At 70.3% G+C, this 23,823-nt stretch carries 22 protein-coding genes and 1 pseudogene; 18 read left to right on the top strand and 5 right to left on the bottom strand.

The features are described from left to right. Positions 1–11: 11 nt before the first annotated feature. Together pheA and ABLI39_RS11370 are read left to right on the top strand one after the other, a co-directional pair. Positions 12–992: a prephenate dehydratase gene (pheA, locus tag ABLI39_RS11375; protein WP_349413527.1), complete on the top strand. Its 981-nt coding sequence runs from the start codon at positions 12–14 to the stop codon at positions 990–992. A gap of 91 nt (positions 993–1,083) precedes the next feature. Further along, positions 1,084–1,314: a hypothetical protein gene (locus ABLI39_RS11370; protein WP_349413526.1), complete on the top strand. Its 231-nt coding sequence runs from the start codon at positions 1,084–1,086 to the stop codon at positions 1,312–1,314. Here the strand turns inward: ABLI39_RS11370 and ABLI39_RS11365 are convergent. Further along, entirely contained in the window at positions 1,311–2,378 is a 1,068-nt protein-coding gene (locus ABLI39_RS11365; protein ID WP_349413525.1) for a diacylglycerol/lipid kinase family protein, read from the bottom strand. The genes ABLI39_RS11370 and ABLI39_RS11365 overlap by 4 nt on opposite strands. A gap of 78 nt (positions 2,379–2,456) precedes the next feature. Between ABLI39_RS11365 and serS the strand changes: the two genes are divergently transcribed. After that, a complete protein-coding gene (gene serS, locus ABLI39_RS11360; RefSeq protein WP_349413524.1) occupies positions 2,457–3,737 on the top strand; it encodes a serine--tRNA ligase in 1,281 nt (426 codons plus the stop codon). Between the two features lie 122 nt (positions 3,738–3,859). Then, positions 3,860–4,708: an HAD family hydrolase gene (locus ABLI39_RS11355; RefSeq protein WP_349413523.1), complete on the top strand. Its 849-nt coding sequence runs from the start codon at positions 3,860–3,862 to the stop codon at positions 4,706–4,708. Between the two features lie 20 nt (positions 4,709–4,728). On the opposite strand, the gene ABLI39_RS11350 is transcribed toward ABLI39_RS11355, so the two are convergent. After that, positions 4,729–5,328 (bottom strand): hypothetical protein, encoded by a 600-nt coding sequence (locus ABLI39_RS11350; RefSeq protein ID WP_349413522.1) that lies wholly within the window; start codon positions 5,326–5,328, stop codon positions 4,729–4,731. Positions 5,329–5,518: 190 nt separating this feature from the next. On the opposite strand from ABLI39_RS11350, the pseudogene ABLI39_RS11345 reads away from it, so the two are divergent. Then, positions 5,519–8,042: pseudogene (locus ABLI39_RS11345) on the top strand (phosphoketolase family protein). A gap of 36 nt (positions 8,043–8,078) precedes the next feature. Here the strand turns inward: ABLI39_RS11345 and ABLI39_RS11340 are convergent. From ABLI39_RS11340 to ABLI39_RS11330, 3 genes are all read right to left on the bottom strand, one after another. Further along, positions 8,079–8,840, bottom strand: coding sequence for a DUF429 domain-containing protein (locus ABLI39_RS11340; RefSeq protein WP_349413520.1), 762 nt, complete (start codon positions 8,838–8,840; stop codon positions 8,079–8,081). Between the two features lie 44 nt (positions 8,841–8,884). Continuing rightward, complete coding sequence (locus ABLI39_RS11335; protein ID WP_349413519.1) at positions 8,885–10,210, bottom strand: carboxylesterase family protein; 1,326 nt, start codon at positions 10,208–10,210, stop codon at positions 8,885–8,887. A 138-nt stretch (positions 10,211–10,348) separates the two neighbouring features. Then, positions 10,349–10,837: an inorganic diphosphatase gene (locus ABLI39_RS11330; protein ID WP_146336118.1), complete on the bottom strand. Its 489-nt coding sequence runs from the start codon at positions 10,835–10,837 to the stop codon at positions 10,349–10,351. A 153-nt stretch (positions 10,838–10,990) separates the two neighbouring features. Here ABLI39_RS11330 and ABLI39_RS11325 point away from each other — a divergent pair, with 153 nt between their 5' ends. The 13 genes from ABLI39_RS11325 (at position 10,991) to ABLI39_RS11265 (ending at position 23,822) form a co-directional block, all read left to right on the top strand. Beyond that, the gene (locus ABLI39_RS11325; RefSeq protein WP_349413518.1) at positions 10,991–12,526 is read left to right on the top strand and encodes a D-alanyl-D-alanine carboxypeptidase/D-alanyl-D-alanine-endopeptidase; all 1,536 of its coding nucleotides are present in this window, start codon (positions 10,991–10,993) and stop codon (positions 12,524–12,526) included. Between the two features lie 148 nt (positions 12,527–12,674). Further along, a complete protein-coding gene (locus ABLI39_RS11320; RefSeq protein WP_349413517.1) occupies positions 12,675–13,817 on the top strand; it encodes an Rv3626c family coenzyme F420 biosynthesis-associated protein in 1,143 nt (380 codons plus the stop codon). A gap of 98 nt (positions 13,818–13,915) precedes the next feature. Next, on the top strand, positions 13,916–14,965 hold the full coding sequence (tilS, locus tag ABLI39_RS11315) for a tRNA lysidine(34) synthetase TilS (protein WP_349413544.1): 1,050 nt from the start codon (positions 13,916–13,918) through the stop codon (positions 14,963–14,965). A 29-nt stretch (positions 14,966–14,994) separates the two neighbouring features. Beyond that, a complete protein-coding gene (gene hpt, locus ABLI39_RS11310) occupies positions 14,995–15,546 on the top strand; it encodes a hypoxanthine phosphoribosyltransferase (RefSeq protein ID WP_146336115.1) in 552 nt (183 codons plus the stop codon). Positions 15,547–15,745: 199 nt separating this feature from the next. Beyond that, a complete protein-coding gene (gene ftsH, locus ABLI39_RS11305) occupies positions 15,746–17,812 on the top strand; it encodes an ATP-dependent zinc metalloprotease FtsH (protein WP_349413516.1) in 2,067 nt (688 codons plus the stop codon). Between the two features lie 63 nt (positions 17,813–17,875). After that, complete coding sequence (gene folE / locus ABLI39_RS11300; RefSeq protein WP_502935224.1) at positions 17,876–18,475, top strand: GTP cyclohydrolase I FolE; 600 nt, start codon at positions 17,876–17,878, stop codon at positions 18,473–18,475. A 12-nt stretch (positions 18,476–18,487) separates the two neighbouring features. Next, entirely contained in the window at positions 18,488–19,435 is a 948-nt protein-coding gene (folP, locus tag ABLI39_RS11295; protein WP_349413514.1) for a dihydropteroate synthase, read from the top strand. 11 nt (positions 19,436–19,446) lie between these two features. Further along, on the top strand, positions 19,447–19,806 hold the full coding sequence (gene folB / locus ABLI39_RS11290; RefSeq protein ID WP_349413513.1) for a dihydroneopterin aldolase: 360 nt from the start codon (positions 19,447–19,449) through the stop codon (positions 19,804–19,806). Beyond that, positions 19,803–20,357: a 2-amino-4-hydroxy-6-hydroxymethyldihydropteridine diphosphokinase gene (gene folK / locus ABLI39_RS11285; RefSeq protein ID WP_349413512.1), complete on the top strand. Its 555-nt coding sequence runs from the start codon at positions 19,803–19,805 to the stop codon at positions 20,355–20,357. The genes folB and folK overlap by 4 nt, the downstream gene beginning before the upstream one ends. Beyond that, the gene (locus tag ABLI39_RS11280) at positions 20,354–20,878 is read left to right on the top strand and encodes a DUF3180 domain-containing protein (RefSeq protein ID WP_349413511.1); all 525 of its coding nucleotides are present in this window, start codon (positions 20,354–20,356) and stop codon (positions 20,876–20,878) included. The genes folK and ABLI39_RS11280 overlap by 4 nt, the downstream gene beginning before the upstream one ends. Next, the gene (locus ABLI39_RS11275; protein WP_349413510.1) at positions 20,859–21,371 is read left to right on the top strand and encodes a PH domain-containing protein; all 513 of its coding nucleotides are present in this window, start codon (positions 20,859–20,861) and stop codon (positions 21,369–21,371) included. Before ABLI39_RS11280 ends, ABLI39_RS11275 begins: the two co-directional genes overlap by 20 nt. Then, entirely contained in the window at positions 21,368–22,912 is a 1,545-nt protein-coding gene (locus ABLI39_RS11270) for a PH domain-containing protein (RefSeq protein ID WP_349413509.1), read from the top strand. Before ABLI39_RS11275 ends, ABLI39_RS11270 begins: the two co-directional genes overlap by 4 nt. Then, the gene (locus ABLI39_RS11265; RefSeq protein ID WP_349413508.1) at positions 22,905–23,822 is read left to right on the top strand and encodes a Rossmann-like and DUF2520 domain-containing protein; all 918 of its coding nucleotides are present in this window, start codon (positions 22,905–22,907) and stop codon (positions 23,820–23,822) included. The genes ABLI39_RS11270 and ABLI39_RS11265 overlap by 8 nt, the downstream gene beginning before the upstream one ends. Position 23,823: the final 1 nt, after the last annotated feature.

Below are 23,823 nucleotides of genomic sequence, written 5' to 3'. Positions count from 1 at the left end.
AAGGAAAACCGATGCCCGCCGCCCCAGTCACCTACACCTTCCTCGGCCCTGCAGGCACGTTCACCGAGGCGGCTCTGATGCAGGTGCCCGGCGCGGCGGATGCCGTCCGCATCCCCTCCTCGAACGTCAATACCGCGCTGGACAAGGTCCGCAACGGATCGGCCGACGCGGCGATGGTGCCGATCGAGAACTCCGTGGAGGGCGGGGTCACCGCCACCCTGGACGCGATTGCCACGGGGCAGGAGCTGCGGATCCTCCGCGAGGCGCTCGTGCCCATCAGCTTTGTGCTCGTGGCCCGGCCCGGCGTCACGATCGGTGACATCCGCCGGATCTCCACCCATGGACACGCCTGGGCGCAGTGCCGGCTCTGGGTCGACCAGAATATTCCGGACGCAGAATATATCCCGGGGTCCTCGACGGCCGCCGCTGCCATGGGCCTGCTGGAGGACGGTCCGCACTACGACGCCGCGATCTGTGCCCCGATCGTCGCCGCCGAGCAGCCGGGTCTGGCGGTGCTTGCCGAAAACATCGGCGACAACCCGGGCGCCGTGACCCGCTTTGTGCTGGTGGGGCGCCCGGGTGTCCTGCCGGAGCGGACCGGGGCGGACAAGACCACCGTGGTGGTCCCGCTGCCGGAGGACCGGCCCGGCGCCCTAATGGAAATCCTCGACCAGTTCGCCACCCGCGGCGTGAACCTGAGCAGGATTGAGTCCCGGCCCACCGGCCAGTACCTGGGCCACTACTTCTTCAGCATCGACGCGGACGGCCATGTCGGTGACGCCCGGGTGGCGGACGCCCTCGCGGGGCTGCACCGGATCAGCCCGGCCACCCGCTTCCTGGGTTCCTACGGGCGGGCGGACGGCCAGCGCGCCGACGTCGCCCCGCACACGTCTGACCAGGCCTTCCGCGCCGCCCACGCCTGGGTCGAAGACATACTCAGCGGGGCATCTGTGGTGCAGGAATATAACCCGGAGGCTTCGCCCACAGCGTAGACAAATGCCTCATCCGGCACTTCCACCCCTTGAAAACTGTGCGTATGCTTGCCTGATCCATATTGGGGTAGTCCACCGGAGGGAGCGGGCCATGTCAGGCACCAGCACAGAAAATGACGGCCAGGGAATGATTGTCAATCCCAAGCCGACGGCTGACAACCAGGACTGGGACGGCGACGACGCCGACCGGGCGGACCGGCTGCGCTTCGAAGAGGAGCAGGCGATGATCCGCGAGCAGTCCGAGGCCCGCGCCGCCAAGGCCGCAGCGGAGGCGAAAAAGTCCGAAGCGGAGAAGGAAGCCGCCAAGAAGGAAGCCAGCTAGTCTTCCCGGCCGACGCCTTCCTTCACCCGGACCAGCAGTGAACCGGGCGCGATCTGCACGGTGACCGTCGTGGCCTCCCCGGACGGATCGCCGTCGACCTGGGTGGGCATCGGCTCGGCGCACTTGATCACGATCTTGGCCGAGCGGTAGTACGTCATCACCGGCAGGTTCCGCTTGTGCTTGAGCACAATCTTCCAGTACATGGCCAGCCAGCCGATCGCGCTGCGCGGGCTCATCACCACCACGTCCAGCATCCCGTCGTCGATCATGGCCTGCGGGATGAAGTCGATGCCGCCGGGGATCAGCCCGCAGTTGGCGAACAGGACGCTGCGGATCTTCCGTGACTGTTCAGGCTGGTCATCGAGCGAGATGGCGACCCTTTTGCGGCGGCCCGGAAGGTGCCGCACCCCGGCTTCCGTGTAGGCGAGCCAGCCCACCGCCTTCTTGAGCCCGTCATTGGTGTCGCCCACCACCTCGGCGTCCATGCCGATGCCGGCAATCACCAGGAAGGCGTGGTCCGCGGACTGCCCCGTCAGCGCGTTCTCCACCGTCATCCGGGCGGTGTCGATGAAGCGCTGGTGCCCGAAAAGGGCGGTCTCCACGCAGCCGTGCAGGTCCCCGATGTCCAGGTGGATGTTGCGGGCCAACAGGTTCCCGGTGCCCAGCGGAAGCAGCCCCATGGCGATGTCGGTGTGCGCGAGGACGTCGGCCACGACGCGGACGGTGCCGTCGCCGCCGCCGACGAGGACGACGTCGGCCCCGTACTCGACGGCGGCCCGGGCCTGTGAGAAGCCGGGATCCTCGGCGGTTGTCTCGAAGAACCGCGGGGCCTCCCAGCCGGCCGCCAGGCAGGCGCTCTCGACCAGCACCCGGGCCTCCGCGGACCGCGCCTTGATCGGGTTCAGCACCACCGCGACCTTTTGCCTGCCCAGGCCGGGGTTGTGCGTTTCTTCCCAGACGGCGCTGCGCGTGTGCTTGGCCTTCAGCCGGCGCACACCCCACCAACTGGAGACGGCAAATACCAGGGCCCCAGCGATGACGAGGTAGAGCAGCCAGTCGCGCATGTTGCTCCAACACTATCCCGGCCGTGCGGCGCGGCAGGACGGCCGAAAGGCACCCCCCGGATTCGATACTCTTATCTGGTGATCGACGTAAAAGACCTCAGCGACAATCCGGACAAGTTCCGGGCCAGCCAGCGCGCCCGCGGCGCCGATGAATCCGTGGTGGACGAGATCATCGCCGCGGATTCGGCCCGGCGCGCGGCGCTGATCCGTTTCGAGAACCTGCGCGCCGAGCAGAACGCCTTCGGCAAGAAGGTGGCGCAGGCCAAGGGCGAGGAAAAGCAGGCCCTGCTCGCCGAGGTCAAAGTCCTCGCCGCCTCGGTCAAGGAGGCCTCGGCGGAGGCCGACGTCGCCCAGGCCGCCCAGGAGGAACTGCTGCGCGGTATCCCCAACCTCGTCGAGGACGGCGTCCCCGCCGGCGGCGAAGACGACTACGTGGTGGTCAAGACGGTCGGGACGCCGCGCGAGTTCCCCGACTTTGAGCCCCGGGACCACCTGGAAATCGGCGAACTGATCGGCGCCATCGACATGGAGCGCGGTGCCAAGGTCTCCGGCTCGCGCTTCTACTTCCTGCGTGGTGTGGGCGCCCGGCTGGAGATGGCGCTGCTGCAGATGGCCATGGAGCAGGCCATCGACGCCGGCTTCGTCCCCATGATCACCCCCACGCTGGTCCGTCCCGAAACCATGCAGGGCACCGGCTTCGACGTCAAGCACGACGCCGAGATCTACCGCCTCGCGGAGGACGACCTCTACCTGGTGGGGACCTCGGAGGTGGCCCTGGCCGGCTACCACGCGGACGAGATCCTGGACCTCACCGGCGGCCCGATCCGGTACGCCGGGCAGAGCTCCTGCTACCGCCGCGAGGCCGGATCGCACGGCAAGGACACCCGCGGCATCATCCGCGTCCACCAGTTCAACAAGGTGGAGATGTTCATCTACACCACGGTCGAGGAGGCCGCCGCCGAGCACGCCCGCCTGCTGGCCTGGGAAGAGGAGATGCTGGCCAAGTGCGAGCTGCCCTACCGGGTGATCGACACGGCCGCCGGGGACCTCGGCAACTCGGCCGCCCGCAAGTTCGACTGCGAAGCCTGGGTGCCCACGCAGGGCGCGTACCGCGAGCTGACCTCGACGTCGAACTGCACCACGTTCCAGGCCCGCCGGCTCAACATCCGCGAACGCGTGCTGACCGAGGACGGGGCGCCCAAGGGCACCCGCGCGGTGGCCACCCTGAACGGCACGCTCGCCACGACCCGCTGGATCGTCGCGATCCTGGAGCACCACCAGAACCCGGACGGCTCGGTCAACGTCCCCGCGGCGCTGCAGAAGTACCTCGGCGGCATGACCGTGCTCCCCGTCCTTTAGGCGATCCGTCTAAGCGATCCGTCCTCCAGGCCACCCGCCGTCGGCCGCTGTTCACCCAGGCTTCACCCCGCGCTGTGGCGCGCGTCCTAGCCGGTGTCGGCGGTGTCTGCTCTACTTGTGGAATGACAACATTGACTGAAACCTCAGTCGCTGGCAACGATGACCAGCGAGACGCAAACGAAAAAATGATGATCGCCCTCGACGTCGACGGAACCCTCGTCGACCACGACGGGCACATGTCCGTCCCCGTCCGGGAAGCCGCCCAGGCCGTGGTGGCCGCCGGGCACGAGGTGATGATCGCGACCGGCCGCTCGCTCAACGCCACGCTGCCCATCATCGAGCACATCGGCATCCAGAACGGCTACGCGGTCTGCTCCAACGGCGGCGTCACCCTGCGTCTGGACTCCGGGCTGGCCGACGGCTACGAGGTGCTGCACAAGGCCACGTTCGACCCCGGCCCCGCGCTCCGGGCACTGCGCAAGCGGCTGCCCTCCGCCAAGTACGCGCTTGAGGACGAGAACGGCAACTTCCTTTCCACCGAACGCTTCCAGGACGCCAGCTTCGGCGTCGAGGCGATCGGCGTCGACTTCCAGACCATGCTCGAGGCCACCGCCGTGCGCGTTGTGGTGTTCAGTTCCGAGAACACGCCCGAGGAATTCAACGCGGCGATCCGCCACGTCGGCCTCGCCGGCGTCACCTACTCGGTGGGCTGGACGGCCTGGCTGGATATTGCCGCCGCCGGCGTGACCAAGGCCAGCGCCCTCGAACAACTGCGCGGGCGGTTGAGCATCGAGGCGCACCGCACGGTGGCGGTCGGCGACGGCCGCAACGACATTGAAATGCTCACCTGGGCGCGCCGCGGCGTGGCGATGGGCCAGGCACCGGCTGAGGTGATCGCCGCCGCCGACGAGGTCACCCACTCGGTCTACGACGACGGCGCAGCCCACGTCCTGCGCAGCATCCTGCGCTAGGTTCTCCGCGGGGCTAGCCGCTACCGGACGTCGAGGATCAGGGCCAGCAGCCGGGCTGCGGCCGGCCGCGCCGCGTGCTCTTCGTTCCACTGGGCCCGGGCCACGGCCTTGCTGACAGCCTGGGTAGTGATGCCCAGCTCCTCGGCGACGGCCTTCTGCTGCCCGCGCACGCCGGGGGTCAGCAGATCCAGCACCCGCCACTCGGCGGCGCTGCGGTCGTGCACGATGTGGCCCAGCAGCCGCAGCACGGCCTCGGCCTCGGCGGCCAGGTCCGCGAACGGGCCCTCGACCGCCACCGGCACGCGCTCCTTGCTGTTCCTGAGCCGGTCCACCGCCCGGCGGGCGTAGACCAGGCCGTGGCCGGAGGCGTCCTTGATCTGGTTCGGCAGCGGCTCGTTGACCGGGCCGACGCCGATCCCGACATACCAGGCACCGGTGCGCAGGGCGACCAGGGCCGCCTCGACCGCCTGCCGCGGGCAGTCCACGATGCCCTGCACCTCGTCCTCCACCGAGCGGTCGAAATCCAGGCGCGCCGGAATGTGCCGCAGGTCCTTGAGGAGCTGCGGCACCCGATCGCCGTCTCGCCGGCTGTCGGTTTGGTTGATGGTCAGCGTGAACATACTGGATGACACACTACCGTTTGCCCAAGGGGAGGCAAGCAGCCGGTAACCGCCCCGTAACAACCCGCCGCAGACCCTGCCGCCCTGCTGCGGCCGGGGCCCCGGCGGGCTTGTTTCCCGCCCGCGGAGATGTTGCGATGGGGGAGGACGTCGCCGCCGGCGGCACGGACGGAAGCGGAGCACGCACGTGGTGGATGGGTTGAATGAGCGGACCGGGCAGGGGGCCGCGGACACGGCCGACGCTGCAGAGCTCAGGCTCGTGGACCGGTGGTGGCGGGCCGCGAACTATCTTTCGGTGGGCCAGATCTATCTGCGCGCCAACCCGCTGCTGCGCGAGCCGCTCAGCGCCGAGGACACCAAGTCCCGGCTGCTCGGCCACTGGGGAACCACCCCTGGCCTGAACTTCATCTACGCCCACCTGAACCGCGTCATCCGCCGGGACGAGCAGGAAATGCTGTTTGTCGCCGGTCCGGGCCACGGCGGACCGGCCGTGGTCGCGAACGCGTGGCTGGAGGGGACCTACTCGGAGATCTACAGCAATGTCGGCCCCGACGCGGACGGGCTGGCCGAGCTGTTCCGGCAGTTCTCCTACCCTGGCGGCATACCGAGCCACGCTGCCCCGGAAACCCCGGGTTCCATCAGCGAAGGCGGCGAACTCGGGTACTCGCTGGCGCACGCCTACGGCACGGTGTTCGACAACCCCCGGCTGGTTACCGCCGTCGTGATCGGCGACGGCGAGGCGGAGACAGGACCGCTGGCCGCCAGCTGGCACTCCCACAACTTCCTGGACCCGGCTTCGGACGGGGCGGTGCTGCCGATCCTGCACCTGAACGGGTACAAGATCGCCAACCCCACGATTCTGGCGCGTATGCCCCAGGCCCAGCTGGAGCAGCTGCTGCGCGGCTACGGCCATGAGCCGTACTTCGTGACGGTCGCGGATCCGGAGGACACCGCGGCGGCGCACCGGGATTTCGCCGCCGTACTGGACCGCTGCCTGGCCGACATCCGGGACATCCAGTCGGCCCGCAGGACCGCGACAACAGGGGCCGGCGCGGACGGCAACGACGCGCCCGCCGCCACGTGGCCGATGATCGTGCTGCGTTCGCCCAAGGGCTGGACGGGGCCGAAAACGGTCGACGGGCTGCACGTTGAGGGCACCTGGCGCAGCCACCAGGTGCCCCTCGCCGAGGTGCGCACCAACTCCGAACACCTCGCGCAGCTCGGCCGCTGGCTGAAGTCCTACCGCCCGGAGGAACTGTTCGACGGGGACGGCCGGCTCCGGCCCGACGTGGCCGCGAACGCCCCCGCCGGGCAGCTGCGGATGAGCGCCACCCCGCACGCCAACGGCGGCATCCTGCTGCGCGACCTCAAGCTCCCCGGCTACACGGACCACGCAGTCGACGTCGCCCAGCCGGGCCGGGAACGGGTCGGCGCCATGGTCACCCTCGGCGCGTGGCTGCGGGACGTGATCGCGCTCAACCCGGAAACCTTCCGGCTCTTCGGCCCGGATGAGACGGCGTCGAACCGCTTGCAGGACGTTTATGAGGTCACGGACAAGGTCTGGCAGTACCGGATCGAGGAACTCGACCAGCACCTGGCGCGCGCAGGCCGGGTGATGGAGGTCCTCAGCGAACACCTGTGCCAGGGCTGGCTGGAAGGCTACCTGCTGACCGGCCGGCACGGCGTGTTCAGCTGTTATGAGGCGTTCATCCACATCGTCGACTCGATGTTCAACCAGCACGCGAAGTGGCTCAAGGTCCACCGCGAGCTGCCATGGCGCCAGCCCGTCGCCTCGCTGAACTACGTGCTCTCCTCGCATGTCTGGCAGCAGGACCACAACGGCTTCTCGCACCAGGACCCGGGGTTCATTGACCACGCGGTGAACAAGAAAGCCGAGGTCATCCGCGTCTACCTGCCGCCGGACGCCAACACNCAACGGCTTCTCGCACCAGGACCCGGGGTTCATTGACCACGCGGTGAACAAGAAAGCCGAGGTCATCCGCGTCTACCTGCCGCCGGACGCCAACACCCTGCTCTCGGTGATGGAGCACTGCCTTGGGTCGCGGGACTACGTGAACATCGTCGTCAGCGGCAAGCAGCCCTCGCCCACCTGGCTGGGACCGGCCGACGCGGCGCACCACTGCCAGCGCGGACTGGGCATCTGGGAATTCGCCGGCTCCGAGGTCCCCGGCGAGGAGCCCGACGTCGTGCTGGCCTGCGCGGGCGACGTCCCCACGGTGGAAACCGTCGCCGCAGCCGAACTGCTCAAGGAGGGGGCGCCGGGGCTGAAGATCAGGGTGGTGAACGTGGTGGACCTGATGCGGCTCCAGGACGCCGCGGAACACCCGCACGGACTGACCCCGCGGGACTTCGATGGCATCTTCACGGCGGACAAGCCGATCATTTTCGCCTACCACGGCTACCCCTCGCTGATCCACCGGCTGGCGTACCGCCGCACCAACCAGGACGGCCTGCACGTGCGCGGCTACAGGGAGGAAGGCACCACAACGACGCCGTTCGATATGGCCATGCTCAACGGGATCGACCGCTTCCAGCTGGCCATCGACGCGATCGACCGGGTACCCGGCCTGGCCGAGCGGCATTCGTTGCTGCGCCAGTCGCTGCAGGACCGGCGCATCCGCGCGCACAACCACACCCGGGAGCACGGTGAGGACGCGAAGGAGATCAGCGGCTGGACCCTCGGCGCGGAGTAGCCGGCGCGGAATAGTCGGGCCGGAGCAGCCGCCTCGCTACGGCCGGGGGCCGGGGAGGGCGTCAAGGCCGCCGGTGGGCAGGTGGATCCAGCCCTCGGTCCGGGCCGCGCGGGCGTGGGCTGCGTCGGGCCCGAGCGTGTTGCCCAGCGCCACGGCCCGGGCGGTGAGGGAGGCGATGAGCGCGTCGAACAAGTCATCGGAGCCGGCCAGCCGCCCGTCGTGTCCGGCCAGGTCCAGCCAGGGCGCCGCCCGCCTCAGCCCGTCCAGGAGCCCGGCCAGCCGCTGGGTTTCCTCGCCGCCGCGGCCCTTGTAGCCGCGCGCCGACAGCCCCCACGATTTCAGCGACGCGGCCGGGTAGACCTCGGCCAGCTTGCTGCTGCCGTCCCTGGCCTGCGGCCCGTGCTCCGCCGCGATCTTGGCCTGGATAACGGCGCAGCGCATCGCCGGGTGGGCCAGCCGGTCGGCGGAGACACTCAGCGGGATCAGTCCGGTGCGGGCGGTGACAAAGCGGTCGGTGTCCCGGTAGGCCAGCAGCCTCCGGCCCTCGATTCCGTCGTGCTCCAGCACGGGGTGCGCGTCGCCGGCGAGGTGCGCTGCGATGAACGGCAGGAAGGCGTCCGGCCAGCCCACGGGGCAGTCGATCCCGGTCAGGTCGCTGGCGCCGAAAAGCCGGACGATCTCGCCGTCGTCGACGCCCAGCGCCAGGTGCAGCAGCCGGGCGCCGCCGCCGCCCCATTCGAGGACGGCCGCCGCGGTCTTTTTGGTGGCTGCCGCGAGGTCGACGCCGAGGGTTTTCACCGGGGACCGCCCGGGACCGGGTGCGGCAGGAGCCCTGACACGGATCAGGCCGCGCGGTACCGGAGGGCGCCGGGGATCCCGCCCCGGCGCTCCAGGCCCCCGCCGGCGGCAAAGCGGGCCCACAGGGCACGGATTTCCCGGCCCTGGGCGTTGATGTCCTCCCACGTGGCGCCGGCGAGCAGTCCGGCTCCGGCCCATGTTTTTTCGTTGCCGAACAGCAGCGGCAGGTCCACGGTGTGTGCGGCGCCATAGCGGTTTCCCGGCGCGGCCCAGGAGAGCACATAGCGGTAGGCCGTGCCCCCGGCCCGGGCATGCCGGCGGGCAAACCGCCGGGCCGCCCTGCCGTAGACCGCCTCGGTCACGGCCCAGCTGATGGCCTTGACGACGGCGGGGCCGAGCACCGGGATCCGGCCCACGCGGCTGACTGCACGGTTGCGCGGCAGGAACATCCGGGCTTCCTCGGAGGTGTGCCCGATTAGGACCTCGATCCCGGGGGCCGTGGAGTTCCAGGCGTCTTCAATGGCGGTCTCCGGCGGCAGCGGGGCATGCCCGTACTGCGTGCCGAACGGCATGGCCGCGATCAACCCGTATTTCCGGGCCACCTGGGAGACGTGCCCCTCGATCTCCACGACGTCCATTGCCGGGGTGTCCTCGGTGACGGCCTCGGCCGCCACACCCATCGCGGCGCTCATCTTTGCCCGGCCCCGGGTGATGCCCAGCGGCGCGCTCTGGATGATCGCGCGCCGGAACAAGGCGGGCGCCTCCGGCGTCGACATCAGGTGCGCGACGGCGTCGCCGCCGGCGGACTGGCCAAATGCCGTGACGTTCTCCGGATCGCCGCCGAACGCGCCGATGTTGCGCCGCACCCAGCGGAACGCCTCGAGCTGGTCCAGCAGGCCAAGGTTCGCGGGCCGGCCGGTGCCGGTGGCCAGGTAGCCGAACAGGCCCAGGCGGTACGTCACGGAGACCACGATCACGCGGTTCTCGGCGACGAGGGCCTTGGGATCGAAGATCGCCAGGTCCCCGGAGCCGGAGGTGTAGGAGCCGCCGTGCAGCCAGACCATCACCGGCACGCGTTCGCCGTCGTGCAGGTCCGCGGGGAGGGTGATCGAGAGCCGCTGGCAGTCCTCGCTGCCGGGCAGTTCCCCGTACCGGGTGCCGAGGATGTCATCCAGGAACGGGACCGGGGCCTGCGGGCAGGCCGGGGAGGGCGAGGTGGCCGGGAGCGGCTCGGTCCAGTCGGGGGCGCTGGCCGGGGGCTGGAACCGCGCCGCGGTGGCATACGGAATACCCGTGGCCCGGAGCACGGCGCCGTCGCGCCATCCGGTGACCGGGCCGCAGGGCGGGCTAAAGGCTGGCTCGGCGTTCATGGACCAACAATTTCACACAATCCTGACCCGCGGCTGGCAACCCCCGCGGCGGCTTAAACCGCAACGCGGGGTCACTTGCGGCCCATGGCTCTCGGCCGGATAGGCGGAAAGTGACCCCGCGTTGGTGTTACGGACGCGTTAGTGCGTGTGCGGGACGAAGCGCTTGATCGAGGCTTCGAGTTCGGCTTCGGCCGCGGCGCGGTCGCCCCAGCCCTCGGCCTTGACCCACTTGCCGGGCTCCAGGTCCTTGTACCGGGTGAAGAAGTGCTCGATTTCCTTGATCAGGAATTCGCTGACGTCGCTGATCTCGTTGATGTGGTCGAAGCGGGCATCGGCCGGCACGCAGAGGACCTTGGCGTCGCCGCCGCCGTCGTCGGTCATGTTGAAGACGCCGATCGGGCGTGCCTCGACGATCACCCCGGGGTGCAGATCGAAGTCCTGCAGGAGCACCAGCGCGTCCAGCGGGTCGCCGTCCTCACCCAGGGTGTTCTCGAAGAAACCGTAGTGCGTCGGGTACTGCATGGAGGTGAACAGGACGCGGTCCAGGCGGACGCGGCCGGTCTCGTGGTCGACTTCGTACTTGACGCGCGATCCCTTGGGGATCTCGATGGTCACGTCATGCTTCATGGAATGCTCCTCGACGGATTCAGGGGGGTGCGCGGCACACGTGAGGCATGGAAAAAGCAGTGCCGGTGCCGCCGACTACTATTGAGGATATAGCGACAGGCCCAGGTTTCAGGAACTAGTGGGGACATTTCGGGACTAAGGACCAGCAGCAGCATGACACGCAGTAAGCGCCGCGCCAGCACGGCTCCGGCGTCCGCACGGCTCGGCCGCATCGTCCCGATGGTGCTCCTGACCTTCCTGGTGGTGGCGCTCCTTCTCCCCGCAGGCATGGCGGTCGGCCCCGGATTCCTCGGTCCCGCCCGGTCGCCGGAGCCGGTGGCGGCCGGACCCTGGCAGCAGCTGCCCGCCACCCTGAGCGCACCGGACGCCGGCGGCCCGGGCGGGGGTGCGCGGCCGCTCAGTGATGCGGCGCCGGTACCCGATGCCGCGGCGCTCGCCGGCCAGCTCGATGCCACCCTGAAGGCCGACGGCGCCGGGTCCTTCACCGGGGTGGTGCAGGACGCCGTCACCGGCGAGGTCCTCTTTGACCGGGGCGGCGACGAGGTCCGCGCCCCGGCCTCGAACATCAAGCTCCTGACCGCCGCGGCCGCGCTGCGCACCCTCGGCCCGGACCGGCGTTTCAGCACCAAAGCCGTTGCCGGCACCGCGCCCGGAACCGTTGTCCTGACCGGCGGCGGGGACGTGCTGCTGGGCGCGGGGGAGTCGGCGCCGGATGCGGTGCTGGGCCGTGCCGGGCTCGCCACCCTGGCCCAGTCCACCGTCCAGGGGCTCCAGCAGGACGGGGTCTCCGGCCCGGTGACCGTGCTGCTGGACGACACTCTGTTCACCGGCCCGCCGCTCAGCCCGGCCTGGAGCCCGGAAGACGTTGCCGCCGGCGAGGTGGCCCCGCTATTCCCGCTGGCCCTGAATTCGGCGCGCTTCGAACCCGGCACCACCACCGGTCCCCGCCCGCGGGACGCCGCCATGGCCGCCGCCGAGGCCTTCGCGGCGCGGCTCACGGCCGCCGGCGCCGCCGCGGGGATCACCGTGACGCCCGGCGTCGCCCGGGTGCCGGCCACGGAGAAGGCCCCGGAGAAGACGCCGGGCGACGCCGGCAGCCAGGCCGGGGGGCGCGCCGGGAAGGTCCTGGCCCAGATCGAGTCGGCTACCGTAGGCCAGCAGGTGGACCTGCTGCTGCGCACCTCGGACAACTACCTCACCGAGGTCATGGGCAGGATGGTGGCGTCGGCCAGCGGCAAACCGGCCAGCAACGACGGCGCCGTCGCCGCCGTGCTGCAACAGCTCGAGGAGCTGAAGATCCCGTCGGCCACGCTCCGGGCGGCCGACCTGGCCGGACTGACCCTGGCGAACCAGGTCTCGGCCCGGCAGCTCTCCGCCGTCGTCCGGGCGATGACCACCGGGGCGGACAGCCGGCTGCGCTCCGCCCTGGCCGGTTTCCCGGTGGCCGGGCTGACCGGAACACTCGGCAGCCGGTACACGGACACCAGCACCGCCCGGGGCGCCGGACTGGTCCGGGCCAAGACCGGAACGTTGAACACGGTGATCGCGCTCAGCGGCTACGTGGTGGACGCCGACGGCCGGCTGCTGGTCTTCTCGTTCATAGGCAACAACCTGACGCCCGGCGCGGCCGGCAACAAGGCAGCCCTGGATCGGACCGCCTCCGCCCTGGCCGCCTGCGGCTGCCGCTGAGGCTGCGCCGTTTCGACGGTTCCCCGCGCACTCGATGCGCAGAGACGTCTAACCTGCAGGGAACCGTCTAACCGGCGATCACCGGCTGCGCGTTCGCCGGCCGACGAATTAAGGCGGATTGCCGGCCCGCTGTGATCTGATGGGGGCTATGGAGTCCTCTTCGCGCGAGACATCAGCCCAGGCCCCCGCCGGGACCGCAGCCCAGGCCCAGGCCCTGATCAACTGGGACCTGGCCGCCTCCACCGCGGCGCGGCTGACCCCGGCCGGCCCGACGCTGGGGTCCGCGGAGATCGGCGCCGCCGTCGAAAACCTGCGGCTCATGGCGGACATCTCCGTACCGCACGTCCACGACATCACCGGGCTTGAGGCGGCCCGCGACCTCCGCGACTCGTCCGTCCTGGTGGTGGACCGCGCCTCCTGGGCCAAGGCCAACACGCAAAGCTTCGCCGTGATGCTGCAGCCGGCGATCGAGAAAATGCTCGAAAGCCGCCGCGGGACCGTGGGCCCGGGCGCGGCCAGCGTCAGCGGCGCCATCACGGGCAGCCAGCTGGGAGCGATCCTGGCATTCCTCTCCTCCAAGGTCCTGGGCCAGTACGACCCCTTCTCCGCCCTGGCCCCGAACTCCACGGCCCCCGCCGCCGGCCGGCTGCTCCTCGTGGCGCCCAACATCGTCTCAGTGGAACGCGAGCTCAACGTCGCGCCCGAGGATTTCCGGCTCTGGGTGTGCCTGCACGAGCAGACCCACCGCGTGCAGTTCGCCGCCGCCCCGTGGCTGCGCCACCACATGCTGGACCAGATCGAGAACCTCAGCGTCCACCTGCTGGGCAACGTCGACTCGATCATGGAACGGGCCGCCGCGGCCGCGAAATCGCTCCGGGACCGCTCCGGCCCCGGCGCGGCGCCGGGACGCGGCGCCATCCTGGACCTGCTCCAGGACCCCGAGGAGCGGGCGGCGGTCTCCCACCTCACCGCCGTGATGAGCCTGCTGGAAGGCCACGCCAACGTGGTGATGGATGCCGTCGACGCCAGCATCGTGCCCTCGGTCAAGACCATCCGGCAGCGCTTCAACGCCCGCGGCAAGGACCGCGGCACCATCGAGAAGTTCATCCGGAGCCTGCTCGGCCTGGACGCGAAGATGCGCCAGTACAGCGACGGCTCGAAGTTCGTCCGCGAAGTGGTCGACGCCGCCGGGATGCAAGGCTTCAACCGGGTCTGGGAGTCCGCCGACCACCTCCCCACCGAACCCGAAATCCACGACTCGAAGCTCTGGCTCGAACGGATGGGGCTCTAGTCCCCGTGCCCGCCAATACCCACCCGGACCTGCCGGCGGCTTCCCGCGGACGGCGCCGGCCCGGCCGGCTGGCGCCCGTCGTCGGCAAGGCGCGGAAAATGCTGCAGGACGCCCTCGCCGACGCCGGCTACCCCGCACGGGTCCTCGTGGCCTGCAGCGGTGGCCCCGACTCGCTCGCGCTCGCCGCCGTCGCCGCCTACTTCGCCCGCCGCGGCCATGTGGACGGGCACCCGGTCTCCGTCGGCGCCGTTGTGGTGGACCACCAGCTGCAGCCCGGTTCCGCCGCCGTCGCCGTCGCTGCAGCCGCGGCGCTGACCGAGCTGGGCCTTGCCCCGGTCCAGGTCCGGACCGTCGACGTCGCCCCCACCGGGATGGGCCCGGAAGCCGCCGCCCGGGACGCCCGGCACGCCGCCCTCGAGGCCGCCGCCGACGACACCGGCGCCGCGGCCGTCCTGCTCGGCCACACCCTGGACGACCAGGCCGAACAGGTCCTGCTGGGACTGGCCCGCGGCTCCGGAACCCGCTCGCTGGCGGGGATGCGGCCGGTCCGCGGCCGCCTGCTGCGGCCGTTCCTGGGCCTGCGCCGGGCCGAAACGCTGGAAATCTGCGCCGTCGAGGGACTGGACCCCTGGCACGACCCCAGCAACGAGGACCCCTCCTTTGCGCGGTCCCGGACCCGGGTGGAGGTCCTGCCGATGCTGGAGGACAAACTCGGGCCCGGGGTCGCCGAGTCGCTGGCCCGGACCGCGGCTATCCTGCAGCTCGACGCCGACTACCTCGAGGATGTGGCAAACGACACCTTCGCCCGGCTGCAGGAGCGCACCGGCACGGAGCTCGGCGCGGAGCTGGCCCTGCCCGAGGCCGCGCTGCGCGACCTGGCGCCGGCGCTGAGGTTCCGGGTGATCGCCAAGGCCGCCGCCGCCGTTGGAGGCCAACAGCCCAGCTACCAGCGGCTGCTGGCCGCCGAAGCGCTGCTGCGCCGGCACGGATCGGCCGGGCCGGTGGAGCTGCCCGGCGGCGTGAGCGTCTACCGGCTCTCGCTCGCCCAGCTGTCCGCGGCGGAGCCGTCCGCACCCGCCGGCGTTCCCCGCGGGGGCGCACGCTGTGGGAAGCTTGTATTCCGGCCTCAAAAACCGCCCCAAGAATAGTCGCACCCGCATCTACACAGGAGCCATTGGTGGATTCAAACGACGTCCAGGCAGACCTCAAGCACGTTCTCTACTCCAAGGAGCAGATCCAGACCCGGATCACTGAACTCGCTGCCCAGATCGACAAGGACTACGAAGGCCGCGATCTGCTGATCGTCGGTGTGCTCAAGGGCGCCGTTATGGTCATGGCCGACCTGGCCCGGGCGCTGCACAGCCACGTCTCGATGGACTGGATGGCTGTGTCCTCCTACGGCTCCGGCACCCAGTCCTCCGGCGTTGTCCGGATCCTCAAGGACCTCGACACCGACCTGATGGGCAAGGACGTCCTGATCGTCGAAGACATCATCGATTCCGGCCTCACGCTCTCCTGGCTCAAGACCAACCTGGAATCCCGCGGCCCCGCCTCGGTGGAGATCTGCACCGCCTTCCGCAAGCCCACCGCCGCGAAGGTCCAGATCGACGTCAAGTACGTCGGCTACGACATCCCCAACGAATTCGTCGTCGGCTACGGCCTGGACTACGCCGAGAAGTACCGCAACCTCGACTTCGTCGGCACCCTCGCGCCGCACGTTTACGAGTAACCACGGGTCCTTCCTCCGGCCCGGCGGCGGGTCAATTCCGCACCCGCACAGCCCTCCGCTACGCCGACAGGGAACTTTTGGCTTTGACCGTGCGTGAGTCACTGCGACGGTGTATAGCTAGAACCTGACGCAGCACCCACGCGCGCAAATCGGTCGCCGTGCAGCACTACCAGGAGGGACGGGGCCAGCCCCCGATCAGATGAAAGCTAAGAGTTTCTTCAAGGGCCCGGGCATCTGGATTGTCGTTGTAATCGGCATGCTCCTGCTGGCCTTTGCCACGCTGGCCCCGGGCGGCTCGGCCCGCATCGACACGGACAAGGGCCTAGCGCTCCTGACCGCCGGCGGCAAGGTCGAGCAGGCCAAGATCTTCGACGCCGAGAACCGCGTGGACCTGGTCCTGAAGGACAACCTGCAGGTCGACGGGCAGGACAAGGGCAAGAACGTCCAGTTCTACTTCGTCAACGCCCGCGCGCTCGACGTCGTCAAGGCCGTGACCGACTCGAAGCCGCCGAGCGGCTTCACGGACCAGCCGGTTGAGACCAACTGGTTCTCCGGCCTGTTCTCCCTGCTGGTCCCGGTGCTGCTGCTGGGTGTGCTGTTCTGGTTCCTGCTCTCCCGGATGCAGGGCGGCGGCTCCAAGGTCATGCAGTTCGGCAAGTCCAAGGCCAAGATGGTCAACAAGGACATGCCGCAGGTGACCTTCAGCGACGTCGCCGGTGCCGACGAAGCCGTCGAGGAACTCCAGGAAATCAAGGAGTTCCTCCAGGAACCGGCCAAGTTCCAGGCCGTGGGCGCCAAGATCCCCAAGGGCGTGCTGCTGTACGGCCCTCCCGGCACCGGCAAGACCTTGCTGGCCCGCGCCGTCGCCGGTGAGGCCGGCGTGCCGTTCTTCTCCATCTCCGGTTCCGACTTTGTGGAAATGTTCGTCGGCGTCGGCGCCTCCCGTGTCCGCGACCTGTTCGAACAGGCCAAGCAGAATTCACCGGCCATCATCTTCGTGGACGAGATCGACGCCGTCGGCCGGCACCGCGGCGCCGGGATCGGCGGCGGCAACGACGAACGCGAGCAGACCCTCAACCAGCTCCTGGTTGAAATGGACGGCTTCGACGTCAAGACCAACGTCATCCTGATCGCTGCGACCAACCGCCCCGACGTACTCGACCCCGCCCTGCTCCGACCGGGCCGTTTCGACCGGCAGATTTCGGTCGAGGCCCCGGACCTGATTGGCCGCGACCAGATCCTGAAGGTTCACGCCAAGGGCAAGCCGATGGCTCCCGGCGTCGACCTCAAGGCCGTCGCCAAGAAGACCCCCGGCTACACCGGCGCGGACCTCGCCAACGTCCTCAACGAGGCCGCCCTGTTGACGGCCCGGTCTAACGCCAACCTGATCGATGACCGCGCCCTCGACGAGGCGATTGACCGTGTTATGGCCGGCCCGCAGAAGCGCAGCCGGGTCATGAAGGAACACGAGCGCAAGGTCACCGCCTACCACGAAGGCGGACACGCCCTGGTGGCGGCGGCGCTGCGGAATTCGGCGCCGGTCACCAAGATCACCATCCTGCCCCGCGGCCGCGCCCTCGGCTACACCATGGTGGTCCCGGAGAACGACAAATACTCCGTGACCCGCCACGAACTGCTCGACCAGATGGCCTACGCCATGGGCGGCCGGGTGGCCGAGGAACTCGTCTTCCACGACCCCTCCACCGGTGCATCCAACGACATCGAGAAGGCCACCGGGATCGCCCGCAAGATGGTCACCGAATTCGGCATGAGTGAGCGCGTCGGCGCCGTGCGCCTCGGCCAGGGCGGCGGCGAGCCCTTCCTGGGCCGCGACGCCGGGCACGAACGCAACTACTCGGACCAGATCGCCTACGTGGTGGACGAGGAAGTGCGCCGCCTGATCGAGGGCGCGCACGACGAGGCCTACGCCATCCTGACCGAAAACCGCGACGTCCTGGACCAGCTGGCGCTGGAGCTGCTGGAACGCGAAACCCTGAACCAGCACGAGATCGCCCAGGTCTTCACGAACATCCGCAAGCGCGATTTCCGCGAGATCTGGCTCTCCAAGGAGAGCCGGCCGATACAGGCCGTCGGCCCGGTGGAGTCCCGCCGCGAAAAAGCCGAACGCGAGGCGCAGGAGGAAGCCAAGGAAGCCCGGCTCGAGGAGCCGCTGGACACCCGGCCCCCGCACGCCCAGGGTGTCCCCGGACAGGAGCCCTTCCAAGGCGGCGTGACCGATCTGGGGCCCGACGGCCATCCCGGCTAGGCTTCTTCTGTGACTTCCTACTTCGACGACGACGACGTTCCCGCCACCGCCGAGCCCCTCCCTGTGGATGGGGCGGCGGGGGATGGGCGCTCAGGCAGCAAGGTGGACCGCCCCCGGATCCAGGCGGCGGTGCGCGAGATCCTGCTCGCCATCGGCGAAGACCCGGACCGCAGCGGCCTGCTCGACACCCCGAAGCGGGTGGCCAAGGCCTACGCCGAGATGTTCGCCGGTCTGCACCACGACCCGGCGGAGATCCTCGCCACCACCTTCGACCTGGACCATGAGGAACTGGTCCTGGTCAAGGACATCCCGTTTTACTCGACCTGCGAGCACCACCTGGTGCCGTTCCACGGGGTGGCCCACGTCGGCTACATCCCCTCGCATGACGGAAAGGTCACCGGGCTGAGCAAGCTGGCCCGGCTGGTGGACATGTTCGCCCGCCGCCCGCAGGTGCAGGAGCGGCTGACCACCCAGATCGTCGAAGCCCTCACCACCCACCTGAAGCCGCGCGGCGCGATCGTCGTGGTCGAATGCGAACACCTGTGCATGTCCATGCGCGGCATCCGCAAGCCCGGCGCGAGGACCGTCACCAGCGCGGTCCGCGGGCAACTGCATGACCCGGCCACCCGCGCCGAAGCCATGAGCCTCATCCTCGGAAGGTAAGAAAACCACACTATGGACTCCCTCGCCGCAGCCCCCGGAACGGGACCTGCCACCTCGCCCCTGCCCGTGCTGCGCAAGCCGCGCCCGGCCGCGAGCTTCAAGGACCTGCCCACGGACCGGACGCTGGTGATGGGGATCCTGAACGTCACCCCGGATTCGTTCAGCGACGGCGGCAAGCACGCCACCTCCGACACCGCCGTCGCCGCCGGCCTGCGGATGTACTACGCCGGCGCGGACATCATCGACGTCGGCGGGGAATCCACCCGCCCCGGCGCCGCCGAAGTCAGCGTCGAGGAGGAACAACGCCGGGTGCTGCCCGTGATCGAGGCCCTGGTCAAGGCCGGCGCCCTGGTCAGCATCGACACCACCCACGCGGCCACCGCCGAGGCGGCCCTGGCCGCCGGGGCCACGATCATCAACGACGTCTCCGGCCTCACGATCGAGCCGGCAATGATTGAGCTCGTGGCGCGCAGCAGGGCGCCCTACATCCTCACGCACCGCCGCGGCGACGCCGGCACCATGGACTCGCTGACCGACTACCGGGACGTGGCCAAAGACGTCGCCGCCGAACTCGCCGGAATCCGGGACAGGCTGTACGCCGCCGGCGCCACGCCGGAGCAGATCATCGTGGATCCCGGACTGGGCTTCGCGAAGACCGAGGCGCAGAACTGGGAACTGCTGCGGGGCCTGGACGTGCTCCAGGGGCTGGGGCACAAGGTCCTCGTTGCCGCGTCCCGCAAACGCTTCCTCGGCAGCCTGCTGACCGTCGCCGGCAAGTCCGCCCCGCCCCAGGAACGGGATGCCGCCACCGCCGCCGTGACCGCCATCAGCGCCTACCGTGGCGCCTGGGCGGTCCGCGTGCACGACGTCGGCCCCAGCCTCGACGCCGTCAAGGTCGCCGCCCGCATCGCCCCTGCCGCCGGCCCGTCGCCGGTGCCCGCCGCGCCCGGCAACAGCTGACCGGCCGGCCCATGGACCGGATCACGCTGAGCGGTGTCACCGCCGTCGGGCACCACGGGGTGTTCGACTTCGAACGCCGGGAGGGCCAGCCGTTCGCCGTCGACGCGGTGCTGCACCTGGACTTCAGCAAGGCCGCGACGTCCGACGACGTCCTGGACACCGCGCATTACGGCGAGGTGGCCGAGGTCATCCGCGGCTGGATCACCGGCGCGCCGGTGAACCTGATCGAGGCCCTTGCCGTGCGGATCGCCGAGGACGTGCTGCAGCGCTTCCCGGTGGCGGCGGTGGACATCACGGTGCACAAGCCGCAGGCCCCGATCGAGGTCGACTTCGGCGACGTGTCCGTCAGCGTGCACCGGGACCGGCCATGAATGTCCAGCCCGCCGCCTACACGCGGGCCGTGATCGCCCTCGGCAGCAACCTGGGGGCCCGCAACGACACGCTTTCCGCCGCGGTCGCCGACCTCGTCGACCCGCCGGAAGTGCGGCTGCTGGCCATCTCGCCGATCGTGCAGACGAAGGCCGTTGGCGGCCCCGCCCACCAGCCCGATTTCCTGAACATGGTGATCGCCGTCGAAACCTCGCTGAGCCCCGAGGAACTGCTGCGGCACTGCCACGCGGTGGAGCAGAAGCACCTGCGTGTGCGCGAGGTCCACTGGGGCCCCCGTACGCTCGACGTCGACATCATCACCTACGGCGACCTGGTGAGCTCCGACCCCGAACTGACCCTCCCGCACCCGCGCGCCGCGGAACGCGCCTTCGTGCTGTACCCGTGGTCCCTGATCGACCCCGCGGCCGAGCTCAACGGCGAACGGGTGGGCGAACTGGCCGCCAGGGCCGCCGATTTCCCGGACCTCAGGCCTTTCGACGGCTTCGAGGGCCTCAACGGCGTGGCCGGCGCCGGCGCGGTGGGGGCCCCGTGAAGCTGACCAACCCCCTCGTGCTGCTGGTGATCGGCGTCGGACTGGCCGCCGCGGGCTGGTTCGCCACCCTGATGGCCGGCCGCTACAGCCTGGCCACCCCGGTGCTGCCGCTGACCGGCCTGGTCACCATGGGCGTGATCGTGGTCCTGACCCTGGTCCTCGGGATCCGGGTACTGCGCTGGCGCAACGGCAAGAAGAAGAAAATGCTCAACCCGATCCTGGCCGCCTGGACGCTGGTCCTCGCCCAGGCGTGCGCGTACACCGGCGCCATGCTGTTGGGCTGGCACGCCGGGATCTTCCTGGACCAGCTCCGGCTGTGGAATGTGCGCAGCGGGCAGGCCATCACCTGGCAGACGCTGATCATGGCCGGCGGCGCCCTCGTCATGATTGTGGTGGGCCTGGTGGTGGAGCGGTTCTGCCGCATTCCGCCCGAGGACGGTGAAGCCGACGGGACCCCGGGGCTGCAGGGCAAGCGCGGCAAACCGAAGGCGGAGGGCGAATATGCGTACCGAGGCGATTGACCCGCCGGGCGTGTCCTGGCTGCGGGTCTCACCGAAGTACGTCACCGTGCGGGTCGTCGGCTGGGCGCTGGGCAACCTCATCGCCGTCGTGGTGCTGTCCCTGCCGCTTGTGCTGGTCCTGAACGGGGCGTGGACCTGGCCCCCCCTTTGGCTCGCCGTTGCCGTCCCCGCCGCGGCCTTCCTGCTGGCCCTCTGGCGGCTGCTGCTCATCCCGCGCCAGGTGCGGTCCATCGGCTACGCCGAACGCGAGGATGACCTGCTGATCCGCCGCGGCATCTTCTTCCAGCGCGTGCTCGTGGTGCCCTACGGGCGGATGCAGTACGTGGACATCGGCGCGGGCCCGGTGGAACGCGGCCTCGGCCTGTGCACGCTCAAGCTCCACACCGCCTCGGCCGGAACCAGCGCTGAAATCCCCGGCCTGCCTGCCGCCGAAGGGGCGCGGCTGCGTGAACAGCTCTCCGCCCGCGGCGAGGCCCGGCTGGCCGGACTGTGACGGCCACCGGCGACGGCTGGCAGCGCGTGCATCCGGCGTCGCCCTTTGTCCGGGGCTGGGTGGCGCTGGCCGCCCTCTTCTTCTTCTTTGGCCGCGACTCCTTCGAACGCCTGCTCCAGGGCGGCCCGGTCTTTGACGAGCGGCTCGCCGGACGCGCCCCCTGGCTGCTGCTCGGCGGCGGCACGGTGCTGCTGCTGACCGTGCTCGGCTTTGTGCTGAGCTGGTATTTCACCCGCTACCAGGTGGCGGACGGCTACGTGCGTGTCAACACCGGATTCCTGTTCAAGCAGCAGCGCCAGGCCAGGCTGGACCGGGTCCAGGCGATCGACGTCGTGCAGCCCCTGCTCGCACGGATCTTCGGGCTCGCGGAGCTCAGGTTCGAGGTGGCCGACGCCGGCCAGTCCGCGGTGCACCTGGCCTACCTGCGCGCCGACGAGGCCCGCCGGCTCCGCGCGGCCATCCTGGCCAGCGCCTCCGGAGCCGCCGGCGCGTCGGGACCCGCCGGCGCGACGGCGCGTCCCGGGCCGCCGGTCCCGGCCGCAGTGGAGGCTCCGGAACACACCGTGCTGATCATTCCACCGCCCCGCCTGGCCGGATCGTTGGTGCTGAGCGAGCAGAGCGTCTTCATTGTCCTGGCAGCCGCGGCCTCGGTGGTGCTCTCGGCCGTGACCGAGAACCGCAGTTTTTATTTCTACCTGATCCCTGCCGGCCTGGGCCTCGTGGCGGCGTACTGGAACTCCTTCAACAAGGGCTATAACTTCGCCGCCGCCGTTTCCGCCGACGGGATCCGGCTGCACTACGGCCTGCTGGACACCCAGGCGCAGACCCTGCCGCCGGGCCGGATCCAGGCCCTGCGTGTCAGCCAGCCCCCGCTGTGGCGGATCTTCGGCTGGTACCGGATCCAGGTCAACGTGGCCGGCTACGGGGCCGCGGGCAGTAACGGCGAGGGTTCCTCCCGGACCACCCTGCTCCCGGTCGGGACCCTGGCGGAGGTGCTCACCATGCTGTCGCTGGTCCTTCCCGATCCCGGGACCCCGGACCCCGTGCGGGTTTTCACCGCGGGACTGCACGGACTCGCCCCGGCCGACGGCGGCGCCCCCGGTGCTCCGGGCGCTTCCGCAGCCGCGGACGACGGCGGCTTCGTCACCACCCCGCGGCGGGCGCGCCTGCTGGCCCCGCTGGGCTGGCGGCGCAACGGCTTTGCCGCCACCGGCACCGCGCTGCTGATCCGCTCCGGCCGCTGGTGGCGCCAGCTCGTGCTGGTTCCGCACCAGCGCACCCAGTCGATGGCGCTGCAGCAGGGGCCGCTGGCCCGGCGCTTCCGGATCGCGGACCTGGTCTTGCACACCACCGCCGGTCCGGTGGCGCCACGGCTGGTCCAGGCCGGGCTGGACGAGGCCCGGGCCCTGCTGGACGCGCAGGCGGCCCGCGCCCGGACGGCGCGGAAACGGCAGACCAGCGAACACTGGCTCGCCGGGGCCGCACCCGTCGAACCCGAGGCCGTCGAACCCGCACCACAGGAAGGGCCGCCGCATGGCTAAGCCAGGACGCCTCGGCGTCGGAATCATTGGAGCCGGCAAGGTGGGGGCCGTCCTGGGGGCGGCCCTGCGCGCCGCGGAGCACGCCGTCGTCGGGGTCTCCGCCGTGTCGGACGCGAGCCGCGACCGCGCCGAAACACTGCTGCCCGGCGTCCCCATCCTTGAGGTGCAGGACATCGTGGAACGCGCCGAACTGGTGCTCCTGGCCGTCCCGGACGACGCCCTCGGCCCCCTCGTGGATGGCCTCGCGAAGCTCGGGGCCTGGCAGCCCGGCCAGCTCGTGGCCCACACCTCGGGGCGGTTCGGCGTCGGGATCCTGCATCCGGTCCGCGCCGCCGGGGCCATCCCGTTGGCGCTGCACCCCGCCATGACCTTCACCGGCATGAGCCTTGACCTCACCCGGCTGCTGGAGTGCAGCTTCGGCGTGACGGCGGATCCGGCCATGCTGCCGATCGCGCAGGCCCTCGTGGTGGAGATGGGCGCCGAACCGGTAGCGATCGCCGAGGGGGACCGCACGCTGTACCACGCTGCCCTGGCCCACGGTTCCAACCACCTGGTCACGCTGGTGGCGCAGGCGTCCGAACTGCTGCGCGAAGTCGGCGTCGAGTCACCGGAACGTATGCTGGGTCCGTTGCTGCGCGCCAGCCTGGAGAACGCCCTCGCCTCGGGGGAGTCCGCGCTGACCGGGCCCGTGGCGCGTGGGGACGTGGGGACGGTCGCCGCGCACACCGAGGCCCTGCGCGAACTCGGCGGCGGCTCGGGCGATATTCTGGACGCGTACCTGGCCATGGCGCGGGCGACGGCCCGCCGTGCCGGCAGCCGCGGGCTGCTCAGGCCGGAGCAAATCGACGGCATCGGGCAGGCCCTCGAGGGCCCCGGTACCGACGGCCCGCATCCCGAGGAAGGACCCTGAG

The sequence above is a fragment of the Pseudarthrobacter sp. B907 genome (genome assembly GCF_040137805.1).
Taxonomy (GTDB): Bacteria; Actinomycetota; Actinomycetes; order Actinomycetales; family Micrococcaceae; genus Arthrobacter.
Note: the sequence above shows the minus strand (reverse complement) of the source record. Positions and strands in the feature narration are given on the sequence as shown.